Source organism: Cupriavidus sp. HE11 (assembly GCF_056097175.1).
In genome coordinates this window covers 1,339,828-1,363,324 of record NZ_CP184464.1, presented here as the reverse complement: position 1 = coordinate 1,363,324, position 23,497 = coordinate 1,339,828, and the positions used below count along the sequence as shown (strand labels likewise).

General features: G+C 64.9%; 22 protein-coding genes. 11 read left to right on the top strand and 11 right to left on the bottom strand.

From position 1 onward, the window contains the following. Nucleotides 1-13 precede the first annotated feature (13 nt). The gene (mtgA, locus tag ACOABP_RS06325; protein WP_474227779.1) at nt 14-715 is read left to right on the top strand and encodes a monofunctional biosynthetic peptidoglycan transglycosylase; all 702 of its coding nucleotides are present in this window, start codon (nt 14-16) and stop codon (nt 713-715) included. A 114-nt stretch (nt 716-829) separates the two neighbouring features. Here the strand turns inward: mtgA and corA are convergent, their stop codons facing one another. Beyond that, nucleotides 830-1,792: a magnesium/cobalt transporter CorA gene (corA, locus tag ACOABP_RS06320; RefSeq protein ID WP_066732294.1), complete on the bottom strand. Its 963-nt coding sequence runs from the start codon at nt 1,790-1,792 to the stop codon at nt 830-832. Nucleotides 1,793-2,265: 473 nt separating this feature from the next. After that, complete coding sequence (locus ACOABP_RS06315; RefSeq protein ID WP_474227426.1) at nt 2,266-3,150, bottom strand: DMT family transporter; 885 nt, start codon at nt 3,148-3,150, stop codon at nt 2,266-2,268. Nucleotides 3,151-3,373: 223 nt separating this feature from the next. On the opposite strand from ACOABP_RS06315, the gene pyrF reads away from it, so the two are divergent. Continuing rightward, nucleotides 3,374-4,192, top strand: coding sequence for an orotidine-5'-phosphate decarboxylase (pyrF, locus tag ACOABP_RS06310; RefSeq protein ID WP_474227425.1), 819 nt, complete (start codon nt 3,374-3,376; stop codon nt 4,190-4,192). Between the two features lie 69 nt (nt 4,193-4,261). Here the strand turns inward: pyrF and ACOABP_RS06305 are convergent, their stop codons facing one another. The 3 genes from ACOABP_RS06305 to thiL form a co-directional block, all read right to left on the bottom strand. Then, nucleotides 4,262-4,759 (bottom strand): CinA family protein, encoded by a 498-nt coding sequence (locus ACOABP_RS06305; RefSeq protein WP_474227424.1) that lies wholly within the window; start codon nt 4,757-4,759, stop codon nt 4,262-4,264. Between the two features lie 51 nt (nt 4,760-4,810). Further along, nucleotides 4,811-5,392, bottom strand: a complete 582-nt coding sequence (locus tag ACOABP_RS06300) for a phosphatidylglycerophosphatase A family protein (RefSeq protein ID WP_474227423.1) — start codon at nt 5,390-5,392, stop codon at nt 4,811-4,813. A gap of 102 nt (nt 5,393-5,494) precedes the next feature. Beyond that, a complete protein-coding gene (gene thiL / locus ACOABP_RS06295; protein WP_474227422.1) occupies nt 5,495-6,475 on the bottom strand; it encodes a thiamine-phosphate kinase in 981 nt (326 codons plus the stop codon). A 233-nt stretch (nt 6,476-6,708) separates the two neighbouring features. Here thiL and ACOABP_RS06290 point away from each other — a divergent pair, with 233 nt between their 5' ends. The 3 genes from ACOABP_RS06290 to ACOABP_RS06280 all read left to right on the top strand — a co-directional run bounded on the left by ACOABP_RS06290 (nt 6,709) and on the right by ACOABP_RS06280 (nt 10,440). Beyond that, on the top strand, nt 6,709-9,033 hold the full coding sequence (locus tag ACOABP_RS06290) for an NADP-dependent malic enzyme (protein WP_474227421.1): 2,325 nt from the start codon (nt 6,709-6,711) through the stop codon (nt 9,031-9,033). Between the two features lie 430 nt (nt 9,034-9,463). Further along, nucleotides 9,464-9,835 carry a guanyl-specific ribonuclease gene (locus tag ACOABP_RS06285; protein WP_474227420.1) on the top strand — a complete coding sequence of 124 codons (372 nt, stop codon included), beginning with the start codon at nt 9,464-9,466 and terminating at the stop codon, nt 9,833-9,835. Next, entirely contained in the window at nt 9,832-10,440 is a 609-nt protein-coding gene (locus tag ACOABP_RS06280) for a barstar family protein (protein WP_066732280.1), read from the top strand. The genes ACOABP_RS06285 and ACOABP_RS06280 overlap by 4 nt, the downstream gene beginning before the upstream one ends. A 92-nt stretch (nt 10,441-10,532) precedes the next feature. Here ACOABP_RS06280 and ACOABP_RS06275 read toward each other — a convergent pair whose 3' ends face one another. The 4 genes from ACOABP_RS06275 to ACOABP_RS06260 all read right to left on the bottom strand — a co-directional run bounded on the left by ACOABP_RS06275 (nt 10,533) and on the right by ACOABP_RS06260 (nt 13,260). Continuing rightward, nucleotides 10,533-11,138 carry a YidB family protein gene (locus ACOABP_RS06275; protein ID WP_474227419.1) on the bottom strand — a complete coding sequence of 202 codons (606 nt, stop codon included), beginning with the start codon at nt 11,136-11,138 and terminating at the stop codon, nt 10,533-10,535. A gap of 15 nt (nt 11,139-11,153) precedes the next feature. Continuing rightward, the gene (locus ACOABP_RS06270) at nt 11,154-11,897 is read right to left on the bottom strand and encodes a 16S rRNA (uracil(1498)-N(3))-methyltransferase (protein ID WP_474227418.1); all 744 of its coding nucleotides are present in this window, start codon (nt 11,895-11,897) and stop codon (nt 11,154-11,156) included. Beyond that, the gene (locus tag ACOABP_RS06265; RefSeq protein WP_474227417.1) at nt 11,897-12,331 is read right to left on the bottom strand and encodes a VOC family protein; all 435 of its coding nucleotides are present in this window, start codon (nt 12,329-12,331) and stop codon (nt 11,897-11,899) included. Before ACOABP_RS06265 ends, ACOABP_RS06270 begins: the two co-directional genes overlap by 1 nt. A 62-nt stretch (nt 12,332-12,393) precedes the next feature. Further along, nucleotides 12,394-13,260: a spermine/spermidine synthase domain-containing protein gene (locus ACOABP_RS06260; protein ID WP_474227416.1), complete on the bottom strand. Its 867-nt coding sequence runs from the start codon at nt 13,258-13,260 to the stop codon at nt 12,394-12,396. A 55-nt stretch (nt 13,261-13,315) separates the two neighbouring features. On the opposite strand from ACOABP_RS06260, the gene tkt reads away from it, so the two are divergent. After that, a complete protein-coding gene (gene tkt / locus ACOABP_RS06255; protein ID WP_474227415.1) occupies nt 13,316-15,403 on the top strand; it encodes a transketolase in 2,088 nt (695 codons plus the stop codon). An 85-nt stretch (nt 15,404-15,488) separates the two neighbouring features. Continuing rightward, complete coding sequence (gene gap / locus ACOABP_RS06250; RefSeq protein ID WP_153947266.1) at nt 15,489-16,487, top strand: type I glyceraldehyde-3-phosphate dehydrogenase; 999 nt, start codon at nt 15,489-15,491, stop codon at nt 16,485-16,487. Between the two features lie 65 nt (nt 16,488-16,552). On the opposite strand, the gene ACOABP_RS06245 is transcribed toward gap, so the two are convergent. Further along, nucleotides 16,553-17,149: a flavin reductase family protein gene (locus ACOABP_RS06245; protein ID WP_474227414.1), complete on the bottom strand. Its 597-nt coding sequence runs from the start codon at nt 17,147-17,149 to the stop codon at nt 16,553-16,555. 292 nt (nt 17,150-17,441) lie between these two features. Here ACOABP_RS06245 and ACOABP_RS06240 point away from each other — a divergent pair, with 292 nt between their 5' ends. Continuing rightward, nucleotides 17,442-18,446 carry a LysR family transcriptional regulator gene (locus ACOABP_RS06240; RefSeq protein ID WP_474227778.1) on the top strand — a complete coding sequence of 335 codons (1,005 nt, stop codon included), beginning with the start codon at nt 17,442-17,444 and terminating at the stop codon, nt 18,444-18,446. Nucleotides 18,447-18,547: 101 nt separating this feature from the next. Here ACOABP_RS06240 and fur read toward each other — a convergent pair whose 3' ends face one another. Beyond that, nucleotides 18,548-18,979, bottom strand: a complete 432-nt coding sequence (gene fur, locus ACOABP_RS06235; protein ID WP_066732268.1) for a ferric iron uptake transcriptional regulator — start codon at nt 18,977-18,979, stop codon at nt 18,548-18,550. Nucleotides 18,980-19,178: 199 nt separating this feature from the next. Here fur and ACOABP_RS06230 point away from each other — a divergent pair, with 199 nt between their 5' ends. The 3 genes from ACOABP_RS06230 (at nt 19,179) to leuS (ending at nt 23,493) form a co-directional block, all read left to right on the top strand. Beyond that, a complete protein-coding gene (locus ACOABP_RS06230) occupies nt 19,179-19,793 on the top strand; it encodes an outer membrane protein assembly factor BamE (protein WP_474227413.1) in 615 nt (204 codons plus the stop codon). Nucleotides 19,794-19,897: 104 nt separating this feature from the next. Then, nucleotides 19,898-20,695, top strand: coding sequence for a 4-hydroxy-tetrahydrodipicolinate reductase (gene dapB / locus ACOABP_RS06225; RefSeq protein WP_474227412.1), 798 nt, complete (start codon nt 19,898-19,900; stop codon nt 20,693-20,695). Nucleotides 20,696-20,871: 176 nt separating this feature from the next. Continuing rightward, nucleotides 20,872-23,493 carry a leucine--tRNA ligase gene (leuS, locus tag ACOABP_RS06220; RefSeq protein WP_474227411.1) on the top strand — a complete coding sequence of 874 codons (2,622 nt, stop codon included), beginning with the start codon at nt 20,872-20,874 and terminating at the stop codon, nt 23,491-23,493. The last annotated feature ends 4 nt before the right edge of the window (nt 23,494-23,497 follow it).

Below are 23,497 nucleotides of genomic sequence, written 5' to 3'. Positions count from 1 at the left end.
CGCGGCCAGTCCGCTGCGCTGGATCGGCTATCTGGGCGAATGCCTGATCATCGGCGTGCTGGCGCTGCAGCTGTACTTTTTCCTGCAGATTGCCGCCTGGCAGTACCTGAATCCGTCATCCACGTCATTCATGCGCGCCGAACGCTGGCGCCTGTGCGGCTTCAATTTCTGGAGCTGCTCGATCGACCGCAAGTGGGTGGGGTATGACCAGATGTCGCGCAATATCAAGCGCGCGGTGATTGCCAGCGAGGATGCCGACTTCGTCAACCATCCCGGCTACGAACTCGACGCGATGCTGGACGCGTGGGAGCGCAACAAGAAGCGCGGCCATATCGAACGTGGCGGATCTACGATTACCCAGCAGCTTGCCAAGAACCTGTTCCTGTCTTCGGAGCAATACTACGTACGCAAGGGCCAGGAGCTGGCTATCACGTGGATGCTCGAATTCTGGCTCGACAAGCAGCGGATCTTCGAGATCTACCTGAATTCGGTGGAATGGGGCGAGGGCGTGTTCGGCATCGAGGCCGCCGCGCAGCACTACTTCCACACCTCGGCGTCGAAGCTGACCGTGGGCCAGGCCGCGCGGCTGGCGGCGGCGCTGCCAGCGCCGAAGTGCTTCGACAAGAAGGAATACTGCGCCAACGTGCGCGTGAACTTCCGCGTCAAGGCATCGATCATCGCCCGGCGCATGGGCGCGGCGACACTGCCGGATTAGCGGCGCGGGGGAGAGGCCGGCAGTCCAGATTGCGACAGGCCGGCAGGCGGAACGGCCCTGCCCTCGCCCCTGACCCCCGTCTTGCGTCGGGGGACGGGGAGAGCTGACGCCCGTTCAGCTGAGCCAGCCCTTGCGCTTGAAATACACCAGTGGAATTGCCGCCGACACGGCCATCAGAGCGATGGCCCACGGGTAGCCGATGGCCCAGTCCAGCTCCGGCATGAGCTTGAAGTTCATGCCGTAGATGCTGGCAATCAGCGTGGGCGGCATCAGCGCCACCGACACCACCGAGAACAGCTTGATGATCTTGTTCTGGTTGATGTTGATGAAACCGACCGTGGCATCCATCAGGAAGTTGATCTTGTCGAACAGGAACGCGGTGTGGTTCTCGATCGAATCGATGTCGCGCAGGATCTGGCGCGCCTCGTCCTGCTGTTCGGCAGACAGCAGCTGGCTGCGCATCAGGAACGACACCGCGCGGCGCGTATCCATGACATTGCGGCGGATGCGGCCGTTCAAGTCTTCCTCGCGTGCGATGGTCTCAAGCACGTCGGCCGCGGCGGCATCGGTCACGTTCTCGGCCAGCACGCGGCGGCTGGCTTCTTCCAGCCGCTCGTAGATCTCCTCGATCGAATCGGCCGAATACTCGGCGTCGGTCGCGTAGAGATCCATCAGCACGTCCTTGGCGTTGCGAACCGAACCGGGCCGCATCCGGGCGCGCAGCCGCACCAGGCGGAACACGGGCAGGTCTTCGTCGTGGATCGAGAACAGGACGTCGCGCGTAAGCACGAACGCCACGCGCACGTTGCGCGAGGCCTCGTCTTCCGCCAGCAGGAAGTCCGTGCGGATATGGATATTCTCGTCCTCGCCCTCGAAATAGCGCGCCGATGCCTCGAGGTCACCGAGGTCTTCGAGTTCCGGCAGGACTACGCCGTAGGCTTCCTTGATCCATGCCAATTCCTCGTCGTCGGGGCTGACCACGTCGATCCAGATGGGCTTGTGCTGCAGCAGCTCATTGCGCTCGTCGACCTGCTCCTGGGCGAGCCGACCTTTCTGCAGGACGAACAGATTGATCATCCCTTGGATTCCTTGTTACTGATTGCGCGATGTCCGGAAACAGGCGCAGGCAAGGCATCGCCAGCAAAGCGACCATGGGGCGGCCGGCAAGCGTGATCGCGCTGCGTGCGGATGGCGGATGCCGGGTCCGTTGCAAGGCGATGACGTTTGCCTGTTGCCTGTATCTGGCTGGCAAGCCGGGGGAGGGAAGATCCGCAGCGCGCGGCAGCCGGAAGGCGGCCGCAGGAGGAACGGAAAGACACACTCACCCGCAGGTGTCTGCGGGCAAGTACGGCGACGAGCAAGGCAATGGCCCCGCGCGGATCGGCGTTACGCAGCCCGCAGTGACATGGCATCCGGCGATGACGCGGCCTGGCCGCTACAACCCGAACACCCGATGCTACTGCCCACGTAGTTTCTCCGGGATTCTGATGGCCGCGAGTGTAATCCAACGCGGGGGGGCTTGTTAAGCGAAATCTCTGCACCGGTGTTGCTCAAAGGCGCCGACGCAGCAGCGGGGCGAGCATCACGGACGACAGCGCCGCGAACATCAGCACGATGGCCGCGTAGTCCTGCCAGTGGGGCGTCTCGCCCAGCAGCCACATGCCCGAGAACACGCCTACCACTGGAATGAACATGATCGACAGGCTCGACACCACGGGCGGCAGGCTGCGTGCCAGCGCGAACCAGACCAGGTGGCAGTACGCGAATACCACCACGGCGTTGTAGCCGATGGCGGCCCATTCGATGCCGGTGGGCATGCGCCAGCCAGTCTCGAACAGCAGCGAGCCGATGGCCAGGAACGGCAGCGTGACAGCCAGCATCCAGAAGGTCAGCGCGCCGATCGGCACATCGATCTGCGTGCGCTTCATCAACTGGGTGCCGAAGCCCCAGCCGGCGGCCGCCACCAGCATCAGCAGCGTGCCGGCCGGGCTGCCGGTCAGCGCGGCGATCTCGCCCGACAGCAGCAGCACGGTGCCGGTCAGCGCGCAGGCAATGCCGATCCACGCCGACAGCGCGATCCGCTCGCGGAAGATCATCAGGCCCCAGACCACGGCCCAGATCGGCATGGTGTAGCCCAGGATGGCGGCCCGGCCCGACGACAGCAGCTTGACCGCGCAGATTGCGAACAAATGCCAGATCACCATGTTCGGGATGGCCAGCTTGACCACTGTTGCCCAGGCCTGGCGCGGCACCCGCAGCGAATCGCCGCGCAGCTTCAGGGCAAGGCCCAGCGCCACCAGCCCGCCGGCCATGCAAAGCAGCCGGAATCCCATGGCCGGGAAGTGCGCGACGCCGACTTTCATGATTGGCCAGTTCAGGCCCCAGGCGATCGTCAGGATGACGAGCAGGATGAGACCGCGGCGGTCAAGGTGCATGGCTCTGGTGAAATGGCGACCTGATGTGATGGGGTCGCTTCTTTTAAGCGGAAGCTCCAGACAATAGCACGCCAGCAGGTAGAATGCCGCCCACGCCATACGGCGCGCCGCGGTATGCCTCGTTCGCCCCGCCGCGCCAACCGGCCGGTGCCTACCCGCGTTATGCTGTGAAGACTGTCGAACACAGCCGGGCCGCCGGCTTCACCCGAATACCGAGCATCCCATGACCTTTACCGAGCTGCTGTCCAATGCCTGGCAGCGAAACGATTCCCTGCTGTGTGTCGGGCTCGATCCGGACCCGGCCAAGCTGCCGCTGTCGATGACCGGCACTGGCGGCGCAATCTTTTCGTTCTGTCGCGAAATCGTCGATGCCACGGCCGACCTGGTCTGCGCCTTCAAGCCGCAGATTGCCTATTTCCACTCCCAGCGTGCCGAGGACCAGCTCGAGCAGCTGATCGAGTACATCCACGACGCCCATCCCGGGATTCCCGTGATCCTCGACGCCAAGCGCGGCGATATCGGCTCGACGGCCGAGCACTACGCGATCGAGGCCTTCGAGCGCTACAAGGCCGACGCGGTGACCGTCAGCCCGTACATGGGTTTCGATTCGATGTCGCCGTACCTGGCGCATCCGGGCAAGGGTGTGATCGTGCTGTGCCGTACGTCGAACCCCGGCGGGTCGGACGTGCAGTTCCTGCAGGTCGACGGCAAGCCGCTGTACCAGGTGGTGGCCGAGGCCGCGCGCGAGCGCTGGAATACCAATGGCCAGATGGGCCTGGTGGTGGGCGCGACGTTCCCGAACGAAATCGCCAAGGTGCGCCAGATCGTGGGCGACATGCCGCTGCTGATTCCTGGCATCGGCGCCCAGGGCGGCGACATCGAGGCCACCGTCAGGGCGGGCCGCACGGCCGATGGCACCGGCATGATGATCAATTCCTCGCGCGCGATCCTGTACGCCAGCCGCGACAAGGATTTTGCCGCCGCAGCCCGCAACGTTGCGCTGCAGACGCGCGAGACGATCAACCGTTACCGCCACGGCTGATCGCTGCCTTCTTCCCTTGCCCGGCCGGGTGAGGGAAGAAACGCCGCCGGTATTCCGGCGGTATGGTCTTTATTCCTCGTTCCGGATCATCTCGATCAGCCCGCGCATGGCGTGCTCGGCCGCCTGACGGCGGATCTGGGCGCGGTCGCCCTTGAAACGCTGGGTTTCGGTGCGGGTGGTGATGCGGTTGCTCCAGCCGAAGCACACCATGCCCACCGGCTTTTCGGGCGAGCCGCCGTTCGGCCCGGCCACGCCGGTAATCGACAGCGATACCTGCGCGCGGCTGTTCAGCAGCGCGCCCTCGGCCATGGCATGGGCCACTTCCTCGCTGACCGCGCCGTGGTCGCGAATCAGCTTGGCGGGCACGCCGATCATGGTGGTCTTGGCTTCGTTCGAATAGGTCACGAAGCCGCGCTCGAACCAGCCCGACGACCCCGAGACATCGGTGATGGCCGCCGCCACCAGCCCGCCCGTGCAGGACTCGGCGGTGGCCAGCATGAGCGAACGTTCCGCAAGGGTGGCTCCGGCCTGGATGGCGAGCTGGTCAAGCAGGCGGCTGACGGACATGGCGACGGTTCCCGGAAATCCTGATGCAGTGGTGACGAAAGGGGTGGGCGCTCAGAACGAGCGCCACAGGGCAAAGACGAGCAGCGTGTAGAACGCCGCAAAGATATCGTCGAACATCACGCCGAATGCCCCCGTGAAGCCGGGCCCCTTGAGCGTGCGGTCGTAGTAGCGGATCGGCGCCGGCTTGACGATATCGAAGAAGCGGAACCACAGGAAGGCCGCGAACTGGCCCCAGAAGCCGGTGGGCATGACAAACACGAGCACCAGCCAGAAGGCCACGATCTCGTCCCAGACCATGCTGCCGTGGTCGTACACGCCCATGTCCCGCGCGGTGCGCAGGCAGGCCCAGATGCCGACCAGGAACCCACCGGCAATAATCCACAGCCACGTATTCGGCTCGATCCACATCGAGATCACGACGTACGACAGCCAGCCATACAGCGTGCCGACCGTGCCCGGGCTCACCGGCGACAGGCCGGAGCCAAAGCCCAGCGCGATCAGGCGGGCAGGATGGCCGAGCATGAAGCGGGAGGTCGGGCGCATGACCTTGGCGGTCTGGCCGGCTTCCAGCGTGACGGGCTCGGCAGGATTGGCGGGGTCGCGCGGCGCGGCCCCGGGTGGGTAAGCGGACATCAAGAACCTGGCTCGACTTTCTAGTGATATATGGCGCGCAAGCTTGCAACTCTCCCTGTTGCACGCATGGCTGGCATCATGACACGGCTTTCGGGCGATGTGTCAGGGGGCGCTGAAATGATCGAACGACGTGCCAGTGAACGTGAACGGGTCGCCATTGGCGTCGACGATGCGCAGGCCGGCTTCCGATGTGATCGAGCCGGCACGGGTAAGCGGCAGGCCGAGTTGCCGGCCGATGGCGGCGATGGCCTCGCGATTGCCCACCGGGGCGGTGAAGCACAGTTCATAGTCGTCGCCGCCAGCCAGCACGCATTCGCGCTGCAGTGGCAGCGGCTGTGCGCCAAGGATCTCGGATCGGGGCAGCGCGTCGACATCCACGATTGCGCCCACAGAGGAGCGCGCCAGGATATGGCCCAGGTCGCCAATCAGGCCATCGGAAATATCCAGTGCAGCATGCGCCACACCGCGCAGCGCCATGCCCAGCGCCACGCGTGGGGCAGGCGTATCCATGCGTGGGCGGATCACCGTGAAATCAGGCTCGGGCAGCAGCCATTCGCCGCGGCAGTCGCCCAGCGCCAGCCGTGCATCGCCAAGCGTGCCGGAAATCCAGATATCGTCGCCAGGGCGCGCGGCGTCGCGGCGCAGCGCCTGGCGCGGCGGCACGTCACCAAATACCGTGATCGACAGCGTCAGCGGCCCCTTGGTGGTATCGCCGCCGATCAGCTCGCAGCCGTGGTCGTCTGCCAGTGCCAGCATGCCCCCGGCAAATGCTTCGAGCCAGGCCGGATCGGCTTCCGGCAACGCCAGCGCTAGCGTGAACGCGCGTGGCTCGGCGCCCATGGCGGCGAGGTCCGACAGGTTCACCGCCAGCGCCTTGTGTCCAAGTGAGCGAGGCGGCACGTCCGGGAAGAAATGGCGGCCACTGACCAGCATGTCGGTGCTGATGGCGAGCTGGTGGCCCGGCCGGGCGTCGATCAGCGCGCAGTCATCGCCCACGCCCAGCGCGGCCTTTTGGACGGGGCGCGTGAAGAACCGGCGAATCAAATCGAATTCGGACAGGGAAGCGGGGGTGGGATCTGGCATGAGGTGGGAGCATACCGGCTGGTCAAGCCCATCGGCATGCGGCATATTGTACCGAAACGCAAAGGTGCCCCGCGCAAAACGCCCATTGTGAAATAGTTTTTCACAATATAAAATGCGCCATCCTTTAGCGTGCAAATCAAAAGCGCGTACAAGCGGAGACAACGGGTTCGTGGAGCCGGCCCGTGATCTCCCAGCGTTATTCAGTGCGGCTCCACCGATCGGAAGATGCGCAGATGACAAGCCCTCAGCAGTCCCCGTCCCAAGACGATCTGAAACAGCAGCAGCGTGAGGCGCTGCGCAAGGCCGCACTCGAATACCACGAGTTTCCGACCCCCGGCAAGATTTCCGTCACCCCGACCAAGCCGCTGTCGAACCAGCGCGACCTGGCCCTGGCCTATTCGCCGGGCGTGGCCGCCGCTTGCGAGGAAATCGTGGCCGACCAGGCCAATTCGTTCCGCTACACCGCGCGCGGCAACCTGGTGGCCGTGATCACCAACGGTACCGCCGTGCTGGGCCTGGGCGACATCGGCGCCGCAGCGTCGAAGCCGGTGATGGAAGGCAAGGGCGGCCTGTTCAAGAAGTTCGCCGGCATCGACGTCTTCGACATCGAGATCGACGAAAAGGACCCCGAAAAGCTGGTGGACATCATCGCGTCGCTGGAGCCGACGTTCGGTGGTATCAACCTCGAAGACATCAAGGCGCCGGAATGCTTCTACGTGGAGCGCAAGCTGCGCGAACGGATGAAGATTCCCGTCTTCCACGATGACCAGCACGGCACCGCCATCGTGGTGGGCGCGGCAGTCATCAACGGCCTGAAGGTCGTGGGCAAGGACATCTCCAAGGTCAAGCTGGTGGCATCGGGCGCCGGTGCGGCCGCACTGGCCTGCCTGGACCTGCTCGTCGACATGGGCCTGCCCATCGAGAACATCTGGGTGACCGACCTGGCTGGCGTGGTCTATGAAGGCCGCACCGAGCTGATGGACCCGGAAAAGGCGCGTTTCCAGCAGAAGACCGACAAGCGCAAGCTGGCCGAAGTCATCGACGGCGCCGACATCTTCCTGGGCCTGTCCGCCGCCGGCGTGCTGAAGCCCGAGATGGTGCAGAAGATGGGCGAGAACCCGCTGGTGCTGGCGCTGGCCAACCCGAATCCGGAAATCCTGCCGGAACTGGCCAAGGAAGTGCGTCCGGACGCCATCATTGCCACGGGCCGTACCGACTACCCGAACCAGGTCAACAACGTTCTCTGCTTCCCGTTCATCTTCCGTGGCGCGCTCGATTGCGGCGCCACCACGATCACGCGTGAAATGGAAATCGCCGCCGCCAATGCCGTGGCGGAACTGGCGCGCCAGGAACAGAGCGATATCGTGGCCTCGGCCTACGGTATCCAGGACCTGTCGTTCGGCCCCGAATACCTGATCCCGAAGCCGTTCGACCCGCGCCTGATCGTCAAGATCGCACCGGCCGTGGCCGAAGCCGCCGCCAAGTCGGGCGTGGCCGCGCGTCCGATCGAGGACATGGACGCCTACCGTCTGCAGCTGCAGCAGTTCGTCTACCACTCGGGCACGCTGATGAAGCCGATCTATGCGGCCGCGCGCAAGGTGGAGATGGAAAAGAAGCGCATCGTCTTTGCCGAGGGCGAAGAAGAGCGCGTGCTGCGTGCCGTGCAGGTGATCGTCGACGAAAAGCTGGCGAACCCGATCCTGATCGGCCGTCCGGCCGTGCTGGCGCACCGCATCGAACGCTTCGGCCTGCGCCTGCGCATGGGCGTCGACTTCACCGTGGTCAACCCCGAGCACGACGACCGCTTCCGCGATTACTCGGACGCCTACTACCGCATGATGGCGCGCGAAGGCATCACGCAGCAGTACGCCAAGCTGGAAATGCGCCGCCGCACCACGCTGATCGGCGCGATGCTGCTCAAGAAGGGCGAGGCCGACGGCATGATCTGCGGTACGGTCAGCACCACCGCGGCCCATCTGCGCTACATCGACCAGGTGCTGGGCGGTACCAACTGCGTCTACGCCGCGATGAATGGCCTGGTGCTGCCGGGCCGCCAGATCTTCCTGGTGGACACGCACGTCAACATCGATCCGACCGCCGCCGAGCTGGCCGAGATCACGCTGATGGCCGCCGAGGAACTGAAGCGCTTCGGCATCGAGCCGAAGGTTGGCCTGCTGTCGCATTCGAACTTCGGTACGTCGGAAGCCCCGTCGGCCCGCAAGATGCGCGAAACGCTGGCCATCCTGCGCGAGCGCGCGCCCGATCTGGAAGTGGACGGCGAAATGCACGGCGACAGCGCGCTGGACGAAAAGCTGCGCGATTCGCTGGTGCCGGATGGCTCGCTCAAGGGCGAAGCCAACCTGCTGGTCTGCCCGAACATCGACGCGGCCAACATTTCGTACAACCTGCTCAAGGTGGCAGCCGGCAACAACGTTGCCATCGGCCCGATCCTGCTGGGCGTGAAGGCGCCGGTTCACATCCTGACGCCGTCGGCAACGGTGCGCCGTATCGTCAACATGACGGCGCTGGTGGTGGTGGACGCCGCCGCCAAGGCCTGATCGGCAGTTTTTACCGGCGGCCGTTTCTGGCCGCCGGAGCCAAGTGGTGCAAGAGCCGGGTTCGCCCGGCTTTTTTCATGTCCGTGTCAGATTGCCGTCTGCGCGGTTAGTATGCGCACACATATCAATAACATGTTGAAACAATTGAGGAAATTCGGGCCGCCAGGGTGCGGGGATTGATTAATGATGGACTTGCGCGTAACCTTACGCCTTTGAATGCGGACGCTCGCCTGGGCGTGCCGGCAGCCGCTGGGCGTCCATAAAGAGACTGAAGCGATGCCGGAATGACCCGCCATCAACTTTCGCCAACGATTCATTCACTATCGTGGGTTCCCGGATTTCACAAAGCCAGTCGCAGCGGCAGTCACATTGGCAGTCCCTGAGCCTGGCGCGAAGCCTGGGCCACGTGTTGGCCGGCGCGGCGCTGTCGATGGCGCTGGCCCTGTCGCCGCAAGGCGCGATGGCAAGGCAGTCGCCCGACGTGTCCGGGGTGGGAACCACCGACGTGTCCGGGGTGGGAACCATCCAGGCACAGCAGTTGCCCAACGATGCGCGGCAAACGATGGACCTGATACAGGCAGGCGGCCCGTTCCCGTATGACAAGGATGGTTCGCGGTTCGGCAACTACGAACGCATCCTGCCGCAGCAGCCTCGTGGGTATTACCGCGAATACACCGTCAAGAACAGCAAAAGCCGGAATCGGGGAGCCAGGCGGATAGTTTGCGGTGGCGATCAACGCGCCGCCAACGACTGCTATTACACGGAAGACCACTACAACAGTTTCAAACGGATAACCAAATGATGACTGACATTTTCGGATTGGGCGACGCCCTTGCCGCCCGCGAGGAGCGCGGCGCCGGAGATGGCTGGCAAAGGGCTCACCATCAGGCCCAGAACCTTTATGACAATGTGCTGATGATGCCGCGCCAGGATCTGACGCCCCGACTTCCGCCCACCTGTGCCCCTGTCATGGCTACATGGGCTGACGACGGCACCAACGAGGGAGCCATGAATCTGTTCAAGACGGTGCGCCCCAACATCGTCCAGTCGATCCGCGCATTCCGCGTGCCCGAGCTGGCCCAGGCAGCCGCCGCGCTGAATCAGCATTTCCTGTACGCAAACTGTGCCGACTGCGCCAGCAAGGCCGAGATCCTTGAGCGCATTGCCACCGAGTTCACGTTCCCGAAGCATTTCGGCAAGAATTTCGATGCCTTGTCCGACTGCCTGACCGACATGATCCACAAGTCGGGGCCGCAGCCGGGTTTCGTGATCGTGCTCGAAGGCCTGCCGATTGCCCAGAAGTTCGACAAGGAGGCACGCGAAGTGCTGCTGGACGTGTTCCGCGACGCCGCCGAGTTCTGGAGCGAGCGCAAGGTGCAGTTCCGGGTGTTCTACTCGTTCGCCTGACCGTCTCGAACGGACTATCCGATTAAAAAAGCCCGCTGGTGTCAGCGGGCTTTTTGTTTGTGGCCTGGTCGGCCGTACATACGTACGGGGCGTCAGGCTGCGGGTGGTACCTGGCCGTTCGGCGTCAGCCGGTCGATCAGCTCCGGCAGGCCTTCGCTGAGGTTGGCCGCCACATCATCCGACGACATCCCGGTGGTCTCGGCCAGCGACTGCAGTGCGCCGGTGTTGCCCAGCGCGGCCGACAGGTCGTTGGCGCTGACGGCCTGGTTGGTGCCGGTGCCGATCCAGGAGTCGACCTGCTGACCCAGCCCGGCCTGGGCCAGGATGTCGCGCAGCGCACCGATGCCGCCCGAGGCCGCACCCATGGCCTGGGCGGATGCGCCGGCTTCGCCTTGTCCGCCGAGCAGGCCGCCCAGCAGCGAACCGAGGTCGAGCCCGCCCGGTGCCGGTGCGCTGCCGCCGCCCAGCATGCCGCCGAGCACGCCGCCCAGGCCACCAAGCCCGCCCAGCGGGCTGTCACCGGCATCGGCCGGCGCCACGCTGCCGTCGGCGCCCTGGCTCTTGTGCCGCATCGCCAGCATCGCCAGCAGGCCCAGGGCCATCATCAGCTTCGGATTGATGCCGCCGGACTGGCCTTCATGCTGCTGGCCGCCAAGCTGGCCGAGCACGCCACCGAGTACGCTATCGAGTAGTCCCATCTTAGACTCCTTATCTCAAAATCCGCCAAGAATGGCGTTCAGCGTTGCCAGGCAAGCCAGCCCGGCCGTTTCCGTGCGCAGGATGCGCGGTCCCAGTGACACGCCGATAAAACCGGCACGCCGCGCGGCGTCTTCCTCGTCAGGGGAAAGTCCCCCCTCGGGGCCGATCAGCAGTGTCACGCCTTCCGCACGCCAGGCGTCGCGGTGGGCGTGGGCCAGCTCCGGCAACGACCCCGTGGCGCGTGGCGACAGCAGCAGCCGGGCACCCGTGGCCGGCGCCGCCGCCAGCCACGCTTCAAAAGTAGCGACCGGCGCCAGCGCCGGCAAGCGATTACGGCCACATTGCTCGCACGCAGCTTGCACCAGCGCCTGCCAGTGCGCCTGCCGCTTGAGCGCCCGGTCGCCCGACAGGCGCACCACCGAGCGGCTGGCCTGCAGCGGCTGGATGGCGGCCACGCCAAGTTCCACGGCCTTTTCGATCAGCCAGTCCATCTTGTCGCCGCCGGCCAGGCCTTGCGCCAGCGTGATCGCGAACGGGGTTTCGGCCTCGGCGGCGTCATGGGCACCGATCTGCGCCGTCGCGTGACGCTTGCCGATCTCGCCGAGCGTGGCGGCATGGCTGCCGCCCTGGCCGTTGAACAGCGTGATGGCGTCGCCGGGGGCCAGGCGCAGCACCTGCACATGGCGGACCACGGTTTCGGGCAAATCAAGTACGGCATCGGCGGCCAGCGCCGCATCGACAAAGAATCTGGGTGGCATCAGGGGGTGGGTTTGGCGTCCGGAGCCTTGGCCAGCGGCGTGGCAAAGCCCCATCGGTATCCATCGGGATCTTCGACCATGCAGTATCTGTCGCCCCAGAACTGGTCGGCGGGCGGCGTGACGCTGATGGCACCGGCGCCGGTGGCGCGGGCGTACATGGCATCGACATCCTCGCAATACAGGTAGAACGTCTGCGGTGCCTCCACGCCCATCGAGCGCGGCGTGCGGGCCGTGCTGCCCCAGGCGCCCTCGGGCGCGAACATGATGACGATCTGGCCCTGGTAGTGCATTTCGGCGTGCGTGGGCACACCGTTCTCATCGACGACATGCCCGGCATCGAAGCCGAATGCCCTTTGGTAGAAATCAAGGGCGGCGCGTCCGCTGGCGACCGTGAGATAGGGCGTCAGCCAGGGCGTGTTGGGCGGTCTGGACATGCGGGTCTCCCGGATGGCACGAAGGCCCCGCGCGCGCGGCAGCGGCGGGGCGTTTGTGCATGTTACGCGGGACGGCCTGCGCTGTCGAAGATCGCCTGCAAATGGCGCGGATGGTTGAACAGCGCCGGGTGCAGCCCGGCGTGGTACGCCCGCAGCGCGCCATCGAGTTTCCACTGCTGCAGCCGCGCCGCAATGCGCTCCGGCGGATGGGCGGCAATGTCCAGCGCATCGCTGGCAAGCGCGATTCCCCACAGCGCACCGTACGCCGGCACGAACGTGGCAAGCGGCGCCACGTGGCGGAACACCTGGCGCAGGCGCGACAGCAGCAGTCGCGCCGCCTCCGTCCGGTGCCAGGGCGGGCCCAGATGCAGCGACATCGCACCGCCGGCGGTCAGGCAACGCCGCGCCGTCTGCAGGCCGTGCGGCGAGAAGAGGGCGGCGGCCGGGCTGCCATCGTCGGCTTCGGTCAGGTCGTAGACAATCAGGTCGAACTGGCGCCCGGCGCGCGCAAACGCTTCCATCAGGCCCAGCCCGTCGCCAATCGCCAGATGCAGGCGCGGATCGCCCGGTTCGTCGAGGGCGCCCCGGTGAATGCCGGGCAGCCATTCGCGCGCCAGGCGCACCACTTCAGAATCGAGTTCGGCCACTACCACTTCCCGCATGGTGGGAATTCGCAGCAGTTCGAAGGCCGACCCGCCGTCTCCGCCGCCCACCACCAGTGCGCTACGTGGCGAACCGTGCACTGCGGCCATCGGCACGGTCATCAGTTCGTGCTGGATATATGCGTCAGCTTCGGTGCTCATCACGCGGCCATCCAGCCGGAAAATGCGACCAAAGCGCGCGTTCTCGCCGATTTCCACCTGCTGGTGCGGCGTACGCGCCGCCGCCAGCACGGCAATGTCGCCCAGCGTGGTGCCCGCGCCGGGCACCAGCCATTCGGTCCACGTCTGAGACCCCCTTCGAGCCGCGTCTGCGCGCCCGGAAATGCCGCCTGCTTCTGCTAAAATTGCGGTTTTCCCGCCGTCAGGTTCTCGCATGTCTGCCCTCGCCCATCCCGCCACCAGTCCTTTTGCCAATCAACCCGTCAAGCTGATGGCCGATGCCATCCGCGTGCTTGCCATGGATGCCGTCCAGCAGGCCAACTCCGGTCACCCCGGCGCGCCGATGGGTATGGCGGACATCGCCGTGGCGTTGTGGGGCCGGCACCTGAAGCATAACCCGGTCAATCCGCACTGGGCCGACCGTGACCGCTTCGTGCTGTCTAACGGCCACGGATCGATGCTGATTTATGCCTTGTTGCATCTGACCGGCTACGACCTGCCGGTGGCAGAGCTGCGCAACTTCCGCCAGCTGCACAGCAAGACCGCCGGCCACCCGGAATACGGCATCACCCCGGGCGTGGAAACGACCACCGGCCCGCTGGGCCAGGGCATCACCAACGCGGTGGGCATGGCACTGGCCGAGCGCCTGCTGGCCGAGGAATTCAACCGCCCGGGCTTCGACATCGTCAACCATCACACCTACGTGTTCATGGGCGACGGCTGCCTGATGGAAGGCATCAGCCACGAGGCCTGCTCGCTGGCCGGCACGCTGAAGCTGAACAAGCTGATCGCGCTCTGGGATGACAACGGCATCTCGATCGACGGCGACGTGGTGCACTGGTTTGCCGACGACACGCCGAAGCGCTTCGAAGCCTACGGCTGGAACGTGATCCGCGGCGTGGACGGCCACGACGTGGTGGCAGTGGACAACGCCATCGCCCAGGCCAAGGCCAGCGACAAGCCGACGCTGATCTGCTGCCGCACGATCATCGGCAAGGGCGCCCCGAACAAGGAAGGCGGCCACGACGTGCACGGCGCCCCGCTGGGCGGTGCCGAAGTGCTGGCCACGCGCGAGGCGCTGGGCTGGGCCCACGCCCCGTTCGAACTGCCGGAAGACGTCTACACGGCCTGGAACGCCAAGGCCACCGGCGGCGCGCTGGAAAGGGCCTGGGACGCGCTGTTCGACGCCTACGCCGAAGTGCATCCGTATGAAGCCGGTGAATTCAAGCGCCGCATGCGCGGCGAGCTGCCCGGTTCGTTCGATGCCGCCGTCGATGCCTTCATCGCCAAGTGCGAGGAAAAGGCCGAGACGATCGCCACGCGCAAGGCCAGCCAGAACACCATCGAGGCCTTCGCGCCCGTGCTGCCGGAATTCCTGGGCGGCTCGGCCGACCTGACCGGCTCGAACCTGACCAACTGGTCGGGCACCAAGGCCGTGCGCTTCGATGCGTGGGGCAACCACATCAACTACGGTGTGCGCGAGTTCGGCATGAGCGCCATCATGAACGGCATCACGCTGCACGGCGGCTACGTGCCCTATGGCGCCACGTTCCTGACGTTCTCGGACTACAGCCGCAATGCACTGCGCATGGCCGCGCTGATGAAGATCCGCACGCTGTTCGTGTTCACGCACGATTCGATCGGCCTGGGCGAAGACGGCCCGACGCACCAGTCGATCGAGCACGTGGCCAGCCTGCGCCTGATCCCGAACATGGACGTCTGGCGTACCGCCGACACGACCGAAACGGCCGTGGCCTGGGCCGAGTCGATCCGCCGCACGAACGGCCCGAGCTGCCTGATCTTCAGCCGCCAGAACCTGCCGTTCCAGAAGCGTGACGACGTCACGCGTGCCAACATCGCCCGCGGCGGCTACGTGCTGCGCGATGCGAAGAACCCGCGCACCAAGCGTCCGGACGCCGTGATCCTGGCGACGGGCTCGGAAGTGGGCCTGGCCGTGGGCGCCGCCGATGCGCTGGCCGCCGAAGGCGTGCATGTGCGCGTGGTATCGGTGCCGGCCACGACGGTGTTCGACAAGCAGGACGCCGCCTACAAGGCCAGCGTGCTGCCGGCAGGCGTGCCGCGTATCGCCGTGGAAGCCGGCGTGACCGATTTCTGGTGGAAGTACCAGGTCCAGGCGGTTGTCGGCATCGACACGTTCGGCGAATCGGCCCCGGCCGGCGTGCTGTTCAAGCACTTCGGCTTCACGGTAGACAACGTGGCGGACACGGTTCGCGCCACGCTCGCCCAGTAATTTCCGCCCGCGCGGTCAGCCGGTGCGATGCGCCGGCGACCGGCGCCGGCCACCGGCTTTATCGATTGCACTCTAGGAGATAGACATGACCATCAAGATCGGCATCAACGGCTTTGGCCGTATCGGACGCATGGTGTTCCGCGCCGCCGCCGCGAACTTCAAGGACATTGAAGTCGTTGCCATCAACGACCTGCTGGAGCCGGACTACCTGGCCTACATGCTGAAGTACGACTCGGTCCATGGCCGCTTCGATGGCGAAGTGTCGGTGGAAGGCAACACGCTGGTCGTGAACGGCAAGAAGATCCGCCTGACCGCCGTGAAGGATCCGTCGGAACTGAAGTGGGGCGAAGTCGGTGCGGACGTGGTCATCGAATCGACCGGCATCTTCCTGACCAAGGAAGGCGCGCAGAAGCACATCGACGCCGGCGCCAAGAAGGTGATCATGTCGGCCCCGTCGAAGGACGACACCCCGATGTTCGTGTACGGCGTGAACCACGAGACGTACAAGGGTGAAGCGATCATCTCGAATGCCAGCTGCACCACGAACTGCCTGGCCCCGGTGGCCAAGGTGCTGAACGACAAGTGGGGCATCAAGCGCGGCCTGATGACGACCGTGCACGCCGCCACGGCCACGCAGAAGACCGTTGACGGCCCGTCGAACAAGGATTGGCGCGGTGGCCGCGGCATCCTGGAAAACATCATCCCGTCGTCGACCGGCGCTGCCAAGGCCGTGGGCGTGGTGATTCCGCAGCTGAACAAGAAGCTGACGGGTATGTCGTTCCGCGTGCCGACGTCGGACGTGTCGGTGGTCGACCTGACCGTCGAACTGGAAAACCCGGCAAAGTACGAGGAAATCTGCGCCGAGATGAAGGCCCAGAGCCAGGGCGCGCTGAAGGGCGTGCTGGGCTACACCGAAGACAAGGTTGTTGCCACGGATTTCCGCGGCGATGCCCGCACCTCGATTTTCGACGCCGAAGCCGGTATCGCGCTGGACGGCACGTTCATCAAGGTCGTGAGCTGGTACGACAACGAATGGGGTTATTCGAACAAGTGCCTGGAAATGGCACGTGTCGTTGCCAAGTAATTGGCATTCGCCTCATGAAAAACGCGCCTTCGGGCGCGTTTTTTTATTGCTGGCCGGTGCCGGGTTCAGGGCGTCAGCGGTTTCGCATCGACGGTATCGCCATCCACCAGGAAATGTCCGCCAGCCACATGGTGGATGGTGCGAAGGTTGTCATGGCCGGTAAAGTGCCAGCGGCCCTCACTGAACACGCGGCTGTCGGCTTGGGCGGCAACCACTTCGCCCAGGAACAGGTCGTAGCCGGCCTGGATGGCGGGCTCGGGCAGCAGCCGGCATTCGAGCCAGGCGGCGCAGCCTTCCAGCAATGGCGCACCGACCACGCTACCGGCAAAGGTCTGCAGTCCGTAGGCGGCAAACTTGTCGATGCCTTGCTGTTCGAGCATGGTCAGGCCTGAGCTGGAGCCGAGCGCCTGGGTGATATCGACCTGGCTGACCGTGGGTACCTGCAACGCGAACTCGCCGCTGGCTTCCAGCAGCTGGCGCGTCCAGGTGGCCTTGTCCAGCACCACCGCCACCTTGGGCGGCGCGAAATCGAGTGGCATCGCCCAGGCGGCAGCCATGATATTGCGCTGGCCGTCGTGGGCCGCGCTGACCAGTACCGTGGGGCCGTGATTGAGCAGCCGATACGCTTTGGCGAGATCAACGCCGAGACGAGGGGAGGTCATGATGCGAATCCGAAAATTCCGAGGTAATGTGCGTGGGCGCAAGGCAGGATCGAGCCCCTTCAGGTGAATATAGCGGGGTTCGTACGCGTCAGGGTCGCGGTTTTTGACATTATCTGTCTCGAAGTTGTCAAAAATCCGCTGATTACCAATCCGCGTAGTGCAAGAAATGCTGAATTTGCTTTTCCCTGCCGTTTTTTTCTCTTACACTCGGAAGAATCTGTTGATATCTGATGTGCAGCCAGTGAAAGTGGTGGGGCCATCGAAGCGCGAGACATTACAACCGGGCCTGATCATGGTGAACGTGGATACCAAGCTGCTGGTGATTTTTACCGAGCTGCTGAGCAAGCGGAACGCCACTTATGTGGCGGAGAAGATGCATATGACGGCGCCCGCCGTGTCGCACTCGCTTGGCCGCCTGCGCGAAATCTTCGACGACCCCCTCTTCATCCGTGTGCCCCACGGCCTGACGCCGACGCCGCGTGCGCTGGAGCTGGGTCCGAAGATTCGGGACATGCTCGACCTGTGGTCGTCCATCAATGAAGGCGATGCGGACAATTTTGATCCGGCGGTTGCCACCGGCACGCTGAGCATCGGCTTTGCGGCCGAGCTGGGCGATACCGTGTTCAACCGTTACGTGCTGCGCATCAAACAACTCGCGCCGGACCTGCATATCCGGCTGGTGGAATCGCACTCGTGGGAAAGTGATGTGGCGTCCATGCGCGCCAACGAGCTGGACCTGGCATTTTCTCCGTTCCCGACGCGCCATCCGGAAATCGTCGAGGAAATGGTGACGTCGCTGAACCTGTGGGTCTGCGCGCGCAAGAATCATCCGCTGCTCAAGAACGATTGCACGCTGGAGCAATACCTGGAGTGCAGCCATATCTTCATGGCGCATTCGGGTGGCGCGGGCCGTCCGGCGCCGGCGCTGATTCCGCTGGACTACGCGCTGCAGCAGCGCGGCCTGAAGCGCAATGCCACGCTGACGGTGCATTCGTGGCGCGCCCAGGCCGAACTGGCCGCGCAGACGGACATGATCTTCACGGTCAACGCACTGACCAAGGACATGGCTTGCGAAACCTACGGCCTCAAGGCGTTCCCGCTGCCGGCCGAGCTGAACACGACGCTGGGCCTGAACATGTTCTGGCATCGTAGCCGCAATACGCATCCGATGCTGGTCTGGGCGCGCCACCTGTTTCGTCAGGTGGTCGGAGAATTCGTAGGCCTGCCGCAAGTGGCCGCCGCCCGCAATCTGCGGGTGGTGACCGAGGCCGAACAGGACAACCTGCCTCAGGAATAACCGGCCTCCAGAACGGAGGGCCCCAACAAAAAACCGGCGCCATGGCGCCGGTTTTTTGTTGCCTGCATGGTCGGGGCCGGTACATGCCAGCCCCGCGCGGCTTATCGTTTGGGTCTGTGGGGACAGTCGTTCTTGGTGCAGTTGCCATACAGCGACAACGCATGTTCCTGCAGGGCAAAACCGCGCTCGCGCGCAATGCTTTGCTGGCGCTGCTCGATGTCGCCATCGAAGAATTCCTCGACGCGGCCGCAGTCCAGGCACACCAGGTGATCGTGGTGCTTGCCTTCATTGAGTTCGAAAATCGCCTTGCCCGATTCGAAGTTGTTGCGGGACAGCAGGCCCGCCTGTTCGAACTGGGTCAGAACGCGATAGACCGTGGCGAGACCGATATCCATGTGCTCGTTGAGCAGGATCCGGTAGACGTCTTCCGCGCTCAGATGGCGCTGCTCGCTGGTCTGGAAGATTTCAAGGATCTTCAGGCGGGGGACGGTCGCCTTGAGGCCGATATTTTTGAGGTCCGCCGGACTCGGCATGGGCGTGACTCCCTAGAGTACAATGTCTGGATAGTTGAATCATAAGGGTTTTGGCGACAAAAGTCGCCCCGGTGCCATGGCGCCCGGCCGCCACTCGCAAGGTGGCGTACCCGCGATGCGCCTGGCCGTGCCGGCCGCCCCGTCTTTTTGCGGAGCGTCGGGTCCGGCACAGAACCATTCCCGTCTGGAAGCGAGATACATGCGTTCATTCCGTTCGTCCGCCATGCGCCCGGCGCTGGTGTCTTCCCTGCTGGCCGCCGCGCTGCTGGCTGGCGCCTGCTCGGCCTACGACAGCACGTCGCGCAAGGTGGCAGAGGCCATCACGCCATATCGCATCAACATCGTACAGGGCAACTTCGTGTCCCGCGAGGCGGCTTCGCAACTGCGCGAAGGCATGACGCGCGACCAGGTACGCTTCCTGCTGGGCACGCCGCTGCTGCAGGACGTGTTCCACGGCAATCGCTGGGACTACTATTTCTCGTTCCGCCGGGGCAGCACGCCGGTGGTGCAGTCGCGCCAGTTCACGGTGTTCTTTGACGAGGACAAGCTGGTCAAGTGGCAGGGCGACGATTTGCCGTCGGAATACGAGCTGATTGCGGAAATTGACGGCATGAAGGCTGCACAACGCAACCAGAAGATCGGTTTGGCGACGGCCAGCGCCAGTGCGCCGAAGGACGCTTCCGCACCTGCTGCCGCCGCCGCGTCGGCACCCGAGGCGACGCCGGCACCGGCGGCTGAATCGACGCCTCCCGCCTCCGAACCGGCCGCCCAGGCACCGGCCACGAGCGCCACCCCGGACAAACCGGCCAGCTGACCCGGAACCGGCTCCCGCCGGTTGCCGCCAATCGCATTCGCGCGCCCGGCCGGTCTGGCCGGGTTGCAGTCTTCCCAGTCTTTCCGACACCGCAACGCCACGTCATGAAAATCGCCATCGCAGGTGCCTCCGGCCGCATGGGCCGCATGCTGATCGAAACCGTTCTGAACACCGACGGCGTCACGCTCGCGGGCGCACTGGAGCATGCATCGTCGCCCGCGCTGGGCCAGGATGCCGCCATGTTCCTGGGCCGTGCGACGGGCATCAAGATCTCGTCCGATATCGAGGCCGTGCTTGGCGCCGCCGATTGCCTGATCGACTTCACGCGCCCCGAAGGCACGCTGGCCCACCTTGACGTGGCAAAGCGCCTGGGCAAGAAGATCGTGGTCGGCACCACGGGTTTCGACGCCGCCGGCAAGCAGGCCCTGACCGACGCCGCCAAGTCGATCGGCGTGGTATTCGCGTCGAACTTCAGCGTGGGCGTGAACGCCACGTTCAAGCTGCTGGAAGTGGCGGCCAAGCTGCTGTCGACCGGTTATGACATTGAAGTGATCGAGGCGCATCATCGCCACAAGGTCGATGCCCCGTCGGGCACCGCGCTGACGATGGGCGAAGTGATTGCAGGCGCCCTTGGTCGCAACCTCGACGATTGCGCCGTGTACGTCCGCGAAGGCCACACGGGCCCGCGCGATCCGAACTCGATCGGTTTCGCCACCATTCGTGGCGGCGACATCGTGGGCGATCACACCGTGCTGTTCGCCGGCATCGGCGAGCGGATCGAGATCAGCCACAAGTCTTCGAGCCGCCAGTCGTATGCCGATGGGGCGGTGCGCGCCGCCCGCTTCCTGGCCGACAAGCCCAGCGGCCTGTTCGACATGCAGGATGTGCTGGGCCTGAAGTAACGCGCTGTTTTTCGCGGCTCGCCCTGGCGGGCCGTTTGCGCCTTTGGGCGCCACCGTGGCGGGCCGGAATCATGGTCGGCCACGGTTATAATCGTCTCTTTCGCCTATCCGATCCCCCCGGCCGTCCGGCGCGCCAGTCGCCGCGCGCGACCGTTGCCCTGACCGTCGTCCCGACCATGCAAGACAAATATCTTCCGTCCGCCGTTGAACAAGCCGCCCAGCAGCACTGGCAAGCGATCGATGCCTACAAGGTATCGGAGCACGCGGTCGGGCCTGACGGCAAGGAAAAGCAGAAGTTCTACGCCTGCTCGATGCTGCCGTATCCGTCGGGCAAGCTGCACATGGGCCACGTGCGCAACTACACCATCAACGACGTGATGGCGCGCTACCTGCGCATGAATGGCCGCAACGTGCTGATGCCGATGGGCTGGGATGCGTTCGGCATGCCGGCGGAAAACGCCGCGCTGAACAACAAGGTGGCGCCGGCCGCCTGGACCTACGACAACATCGCTTACATGAAGAAGCAGATGCAGTCGATGGGCCTGGCGATCGACTGGTCGCGCGAGGTTGCCACCTGCAGCCCCGACTACTACCGCTGGAACCAGTGGCTGTTCCTGAAGATGCTGGAAAAGGGCATCGCCTACCGCAAGACCGGCACCGTGAACTGGGACCCCGTGGACCAGACCGTGCTGGCAAACGAGCAGGTGATCGACGGCCGTGGCTGGCGTTCGGGCGCGGTGGTCGAAAAGCGCGAAATCCCGATGTACTACCTGCGCATCACCGACTACGCGCAGGAACTGCTGAGCGACCTGGACGGCCTGGGCTGGCCCGAGCGCGTCAAGATCATGCAGCAGAACTGGATCGGCCGCAGCGAAGGCGTGCGCTTTGCCTTCCCGCACCAGATCCAGGGTGCCGATGGCAAGCTGATCAATGACGGCAAGCTGTTCGTGTTCACCACGCGCGCCGACACCATCATGGGTGTCACGTTCTGCGCCGTGGCTGCCGAGCACCCGCTTGCCACCCACGCCGCCGCCAACAACCCCGAACTGGCCGCGTTCATCGACGAATGCAAGCACGGTTCGGTCATGGAAGCCGACATGGCGACCATGGAGAAGAAGGGCATGCCCACCGGCCTGAAGGTCACGCATCCGCTGACCGGCGAGCAGGTGGACGTGTGGGTCGGCAACTACGTGCTGATGAGCTACGGCGATGGTGCCGTGATGGGCGTGCCGTCGCATGACGAGCGCGACTTTGCGTTTGCGAAGAAGTACAACCTGCCGATCAGGCAGGTCATCGACGTCAAGGGCCAGCCTTATTCGACCGACGCCTGGCAGGAATGGTACGGCGACAAGGAGCATGGCACCTGCGTGAACAGCGGCAAGTACGATGGCATGGGCTATCAGGCCGCCGTCGACGCGATCTCCGCCGATCTGGCCGCCAAGGGCCTGGGCGAGAAGAAGGTGACCTGGCGCCTGCGCGACTGGGGCATCTCGCGCCAGCGCTACTGGGGCACGCCGATTCCGCTGATCCATTGCGATAGCTGCGGCGTGGTGCCGGTGCCCGAGAAGGACCTGCCCGTGGTGCTGCCGGAAGACCTGGTGCCGGATGGCAGCGGCAATCCGCTGAACAAGGACCCGCGCTTCCTGGAGTGCTCCTGCCCGTCGTGCGGCAAGCCGGCCCGCCGCGAGACCGACACGATGGACACGTTCATCGACTCGTGCTGGTACTACATGCGCTACACGTGCCCCGATGCCGGCACGATGGTGGATGGCCGCAACGACTACTGGATGCCGATGGACCAGTACATCGGCGGCATCGAGCACGCGATCCTGCACCTGTTGTACGCGCGTTTCTGGACCAAGGTCATGCGCGACATGGGCCTGGTCAAGTTCGACGAGCCGTTCACGAACCTGCTCACGCAGGGCATGGTGCTGAACGAGACGTTCTACCGTGAAGACGCGTCGGGCAAGAAGACCTGGTACAACCCGGCCGAGGTCGACGTGCAGACCGACGAGCGCGGCCGTCCGCTGGGCGCCACGCTGAAGGCCGACGGCCAGCCCGTGGTGATCGGCGGCGTGGAAAAGATGTCGAAGTCGAAGAACAACGGCATCGACCCGCAGGCGCTGATCGACCTGCATGGCGCCGATACCGCGCGCCTGTTCGTGATGTTCGCCGCGCCGCCCGAGCAGCAGCTCGAGTGGAGCGGTTCGGGCGTGGACGGCGCGTCGCGCTTCCTGCGCCGCGTGTGGAACTATGGCTACGCCAACGCCCAGGCGATTCGTGACGGCGCGGGCACGCAGCCCACGGCTGCCGATGCCGACCTGCGCCGCGAACTGTACACGGTGCTCAAGCAGGCCAACTACGACTACGAGCGGATCCAGTACAACACCGTCGTGTCGGCTACGATGAAGATGCTGAACGCACTGGAAGATGCCAAGGCGGCGTCGCCGGCCGCGCGCCGTGAAGGCTTCAGCATCCTGCTGCGGGTGCTGTATCCGGTAGTCCCGCATATCGCGCACGGTCTGTGGGCCGAACTCGGTTACGCGGCCGAAGCCGGCGACATCCTCGACGCGGCCTGGCCCCAGGTGGACGAAAGCGCCCTGGTCCGCACGGAAATCGAGCTGGTGCTGCAGATCAACGGCAAGGTCCGTGGCAGCCTGACGGTGTCGGCCGATGCCGACCGCGCCGCCATCGAGGCCGTGGCCGCCGGCAGCGAAATCGTGGCGAAGTTTGCCAATGGCGCCGCGCCCAAGAAGATCGTGGTGGTGCCGGGCCGGCTCGTCAACGTGGTGCTCTGAGCCA

What these genes read in the sequence shown, in the direction of transcription:
- corA (WP_066732294.1), bottom strand. Translation starts at nt 1,792, where the DNA reads ATGATCAATCTGTTCGTCCTGCAGAAAGGTCGGCTCGCCCAGGAGCAG.
- ACOABP_RS06315 (WP_474227426.1), bottom strand. Translation starts at nt 3,150, where the DNA reads ATGCACCTTGACCGCCGCGGTCTCATCCTGCTCGTCATCCTGACGATC.
- pyrF (WP_474227425.1), top strand. Translation starts at nt 3,374, where the DNA reads ATGACCTTTACCGAGCTGCTGTCCAATGCCTGGCAGCGAAACGATTCC.
- ACOABP_RS06305 (WP_474227424.1), bottom strand. Translation starts at nt 4,759, where the DNA reads ATGTCCGTCAGCCGCCTGCTTGACCAGCTCGCCATCCAGGCCGGAGCC.
- ACOABP_RS06300 (WP_474227423.1), bottom strand. Translation starts at nt 5,392, where the DNA reads ATGTCCGCTTACCCACCCGGGGCCGCGCCGCGCGACCCCGCCAATCCT.
- thiL (WP_474227422.1), bottom strand. Translation starts at nt 6,475, where the DNA reads ATGCCAGATCCCACCCCCGCTTCCCTGTCCGAATTCGATTTGATTCGC.
- ACOABP_RS06290 (WP_474227421.1), top strand. Translation starts at nt 6,709, where the DNA reads ATGACAAGCCCTCAGCAGTCCCCGTCCCAAGACGATCTGAAACAGCAG.
- ACOABP_RS06285 (WP_474227420.1), top strand. Translation starts at nt 9,464, where the DNA reads ATGGCGCTGGCCCTGTCGCCGCAAGGCGCGATGGCAAGGCAGTCGCCC.
- ACOABP_RS06280 (WP_066732280.1), top strand. Translation starts at nt 9,832, where the DNA reads ATGATGACTGACATTTTCGGATTGGGCGACGCCCTTGCCGCCCGCGAG.
- ACOABP_RS06275 (WP_474227419.1), bottom strand. Translation starts at nt 11,138, where the DNA reads ATGGGACTACTCGATAGCGTACTCGGTGGCGTGCTCGGCCAGCTTGGC.
- ACOABP_RS06270 (WP_474227418.1), bottom strand. Translation starts at nt 11,897, where the DNA reads ATGCCACCCAGATTCTTTGTCGATGCGGCGCTGGCCGCCGATGCCGTA.
- ACOABP_RS06265 (WP_474227417.1), bottom strand. Translation starts at nt 12,331, where the DNA reads ATGTCCAGACCGCCCAACACGCCCTGGCTGACGCCCTATCTCACGGTC.
- tkt (WP_474227415.1), top strand. Translation starts at nt 13,316, where the DNA reads ATGCCGCCTGCTTCTGCTAAAATTGCGGTTTTCCCGCCGTCAGGTTCT.
- gap (WP_153947266.1), top strand. Translation starts at nt 15,489, where the DNA reads ATGACCATCAAGATCGGCATCAACGGCTTTGGCCGTATCGGACGCATG.
- ACOABP_RS06245 (WP_474227414.1), bottom strand. Translation starts at nt 17,149, where the DNA reads ATGACCTCCCCTCGTCTCGGCGTTGATCTCGCCAAAGCGTATCGGCTG.
- ACOABP_RS06240 (WP_474227778.1), top strand. Translation starts at nt 17,442, where the DNA reads ATGGTGAACGTGGATACCAAGCTGCTGGTGATTTTTACCGAGCTGCTG.
- fur (WP_066732268.1), bottom strand. Translation starts at nt 18,979, where the DNA reads ATGCCGAGTCCGGCGGACCTCAAAAATATCGGCCTCAAGGCGACCGTC.
- ACOABP_RS06230 (WP_474227413.1), top strand. Translation starts at nt 19,179, where the DNA reads ATGCGTTCATTCCGTTCGTCCGCCATGCGCCCGGCGCTGGTGTCTTCC.
- dapB (WP_474227412.1), top strand. Translation starts at nt 19,898, where the DNA reads ATGAAAATCGCCATCGCAGGTGCCTCCGGCCGCATGGGCCGCATGCTG.
- leuS (WP_474227411.1), top strand. Translation starts at nt 20,872, where the DNA reads ATGCAAGACAAATATCTTCCGTCCGCCGTTGAACAAGCCGCCCAGCAG.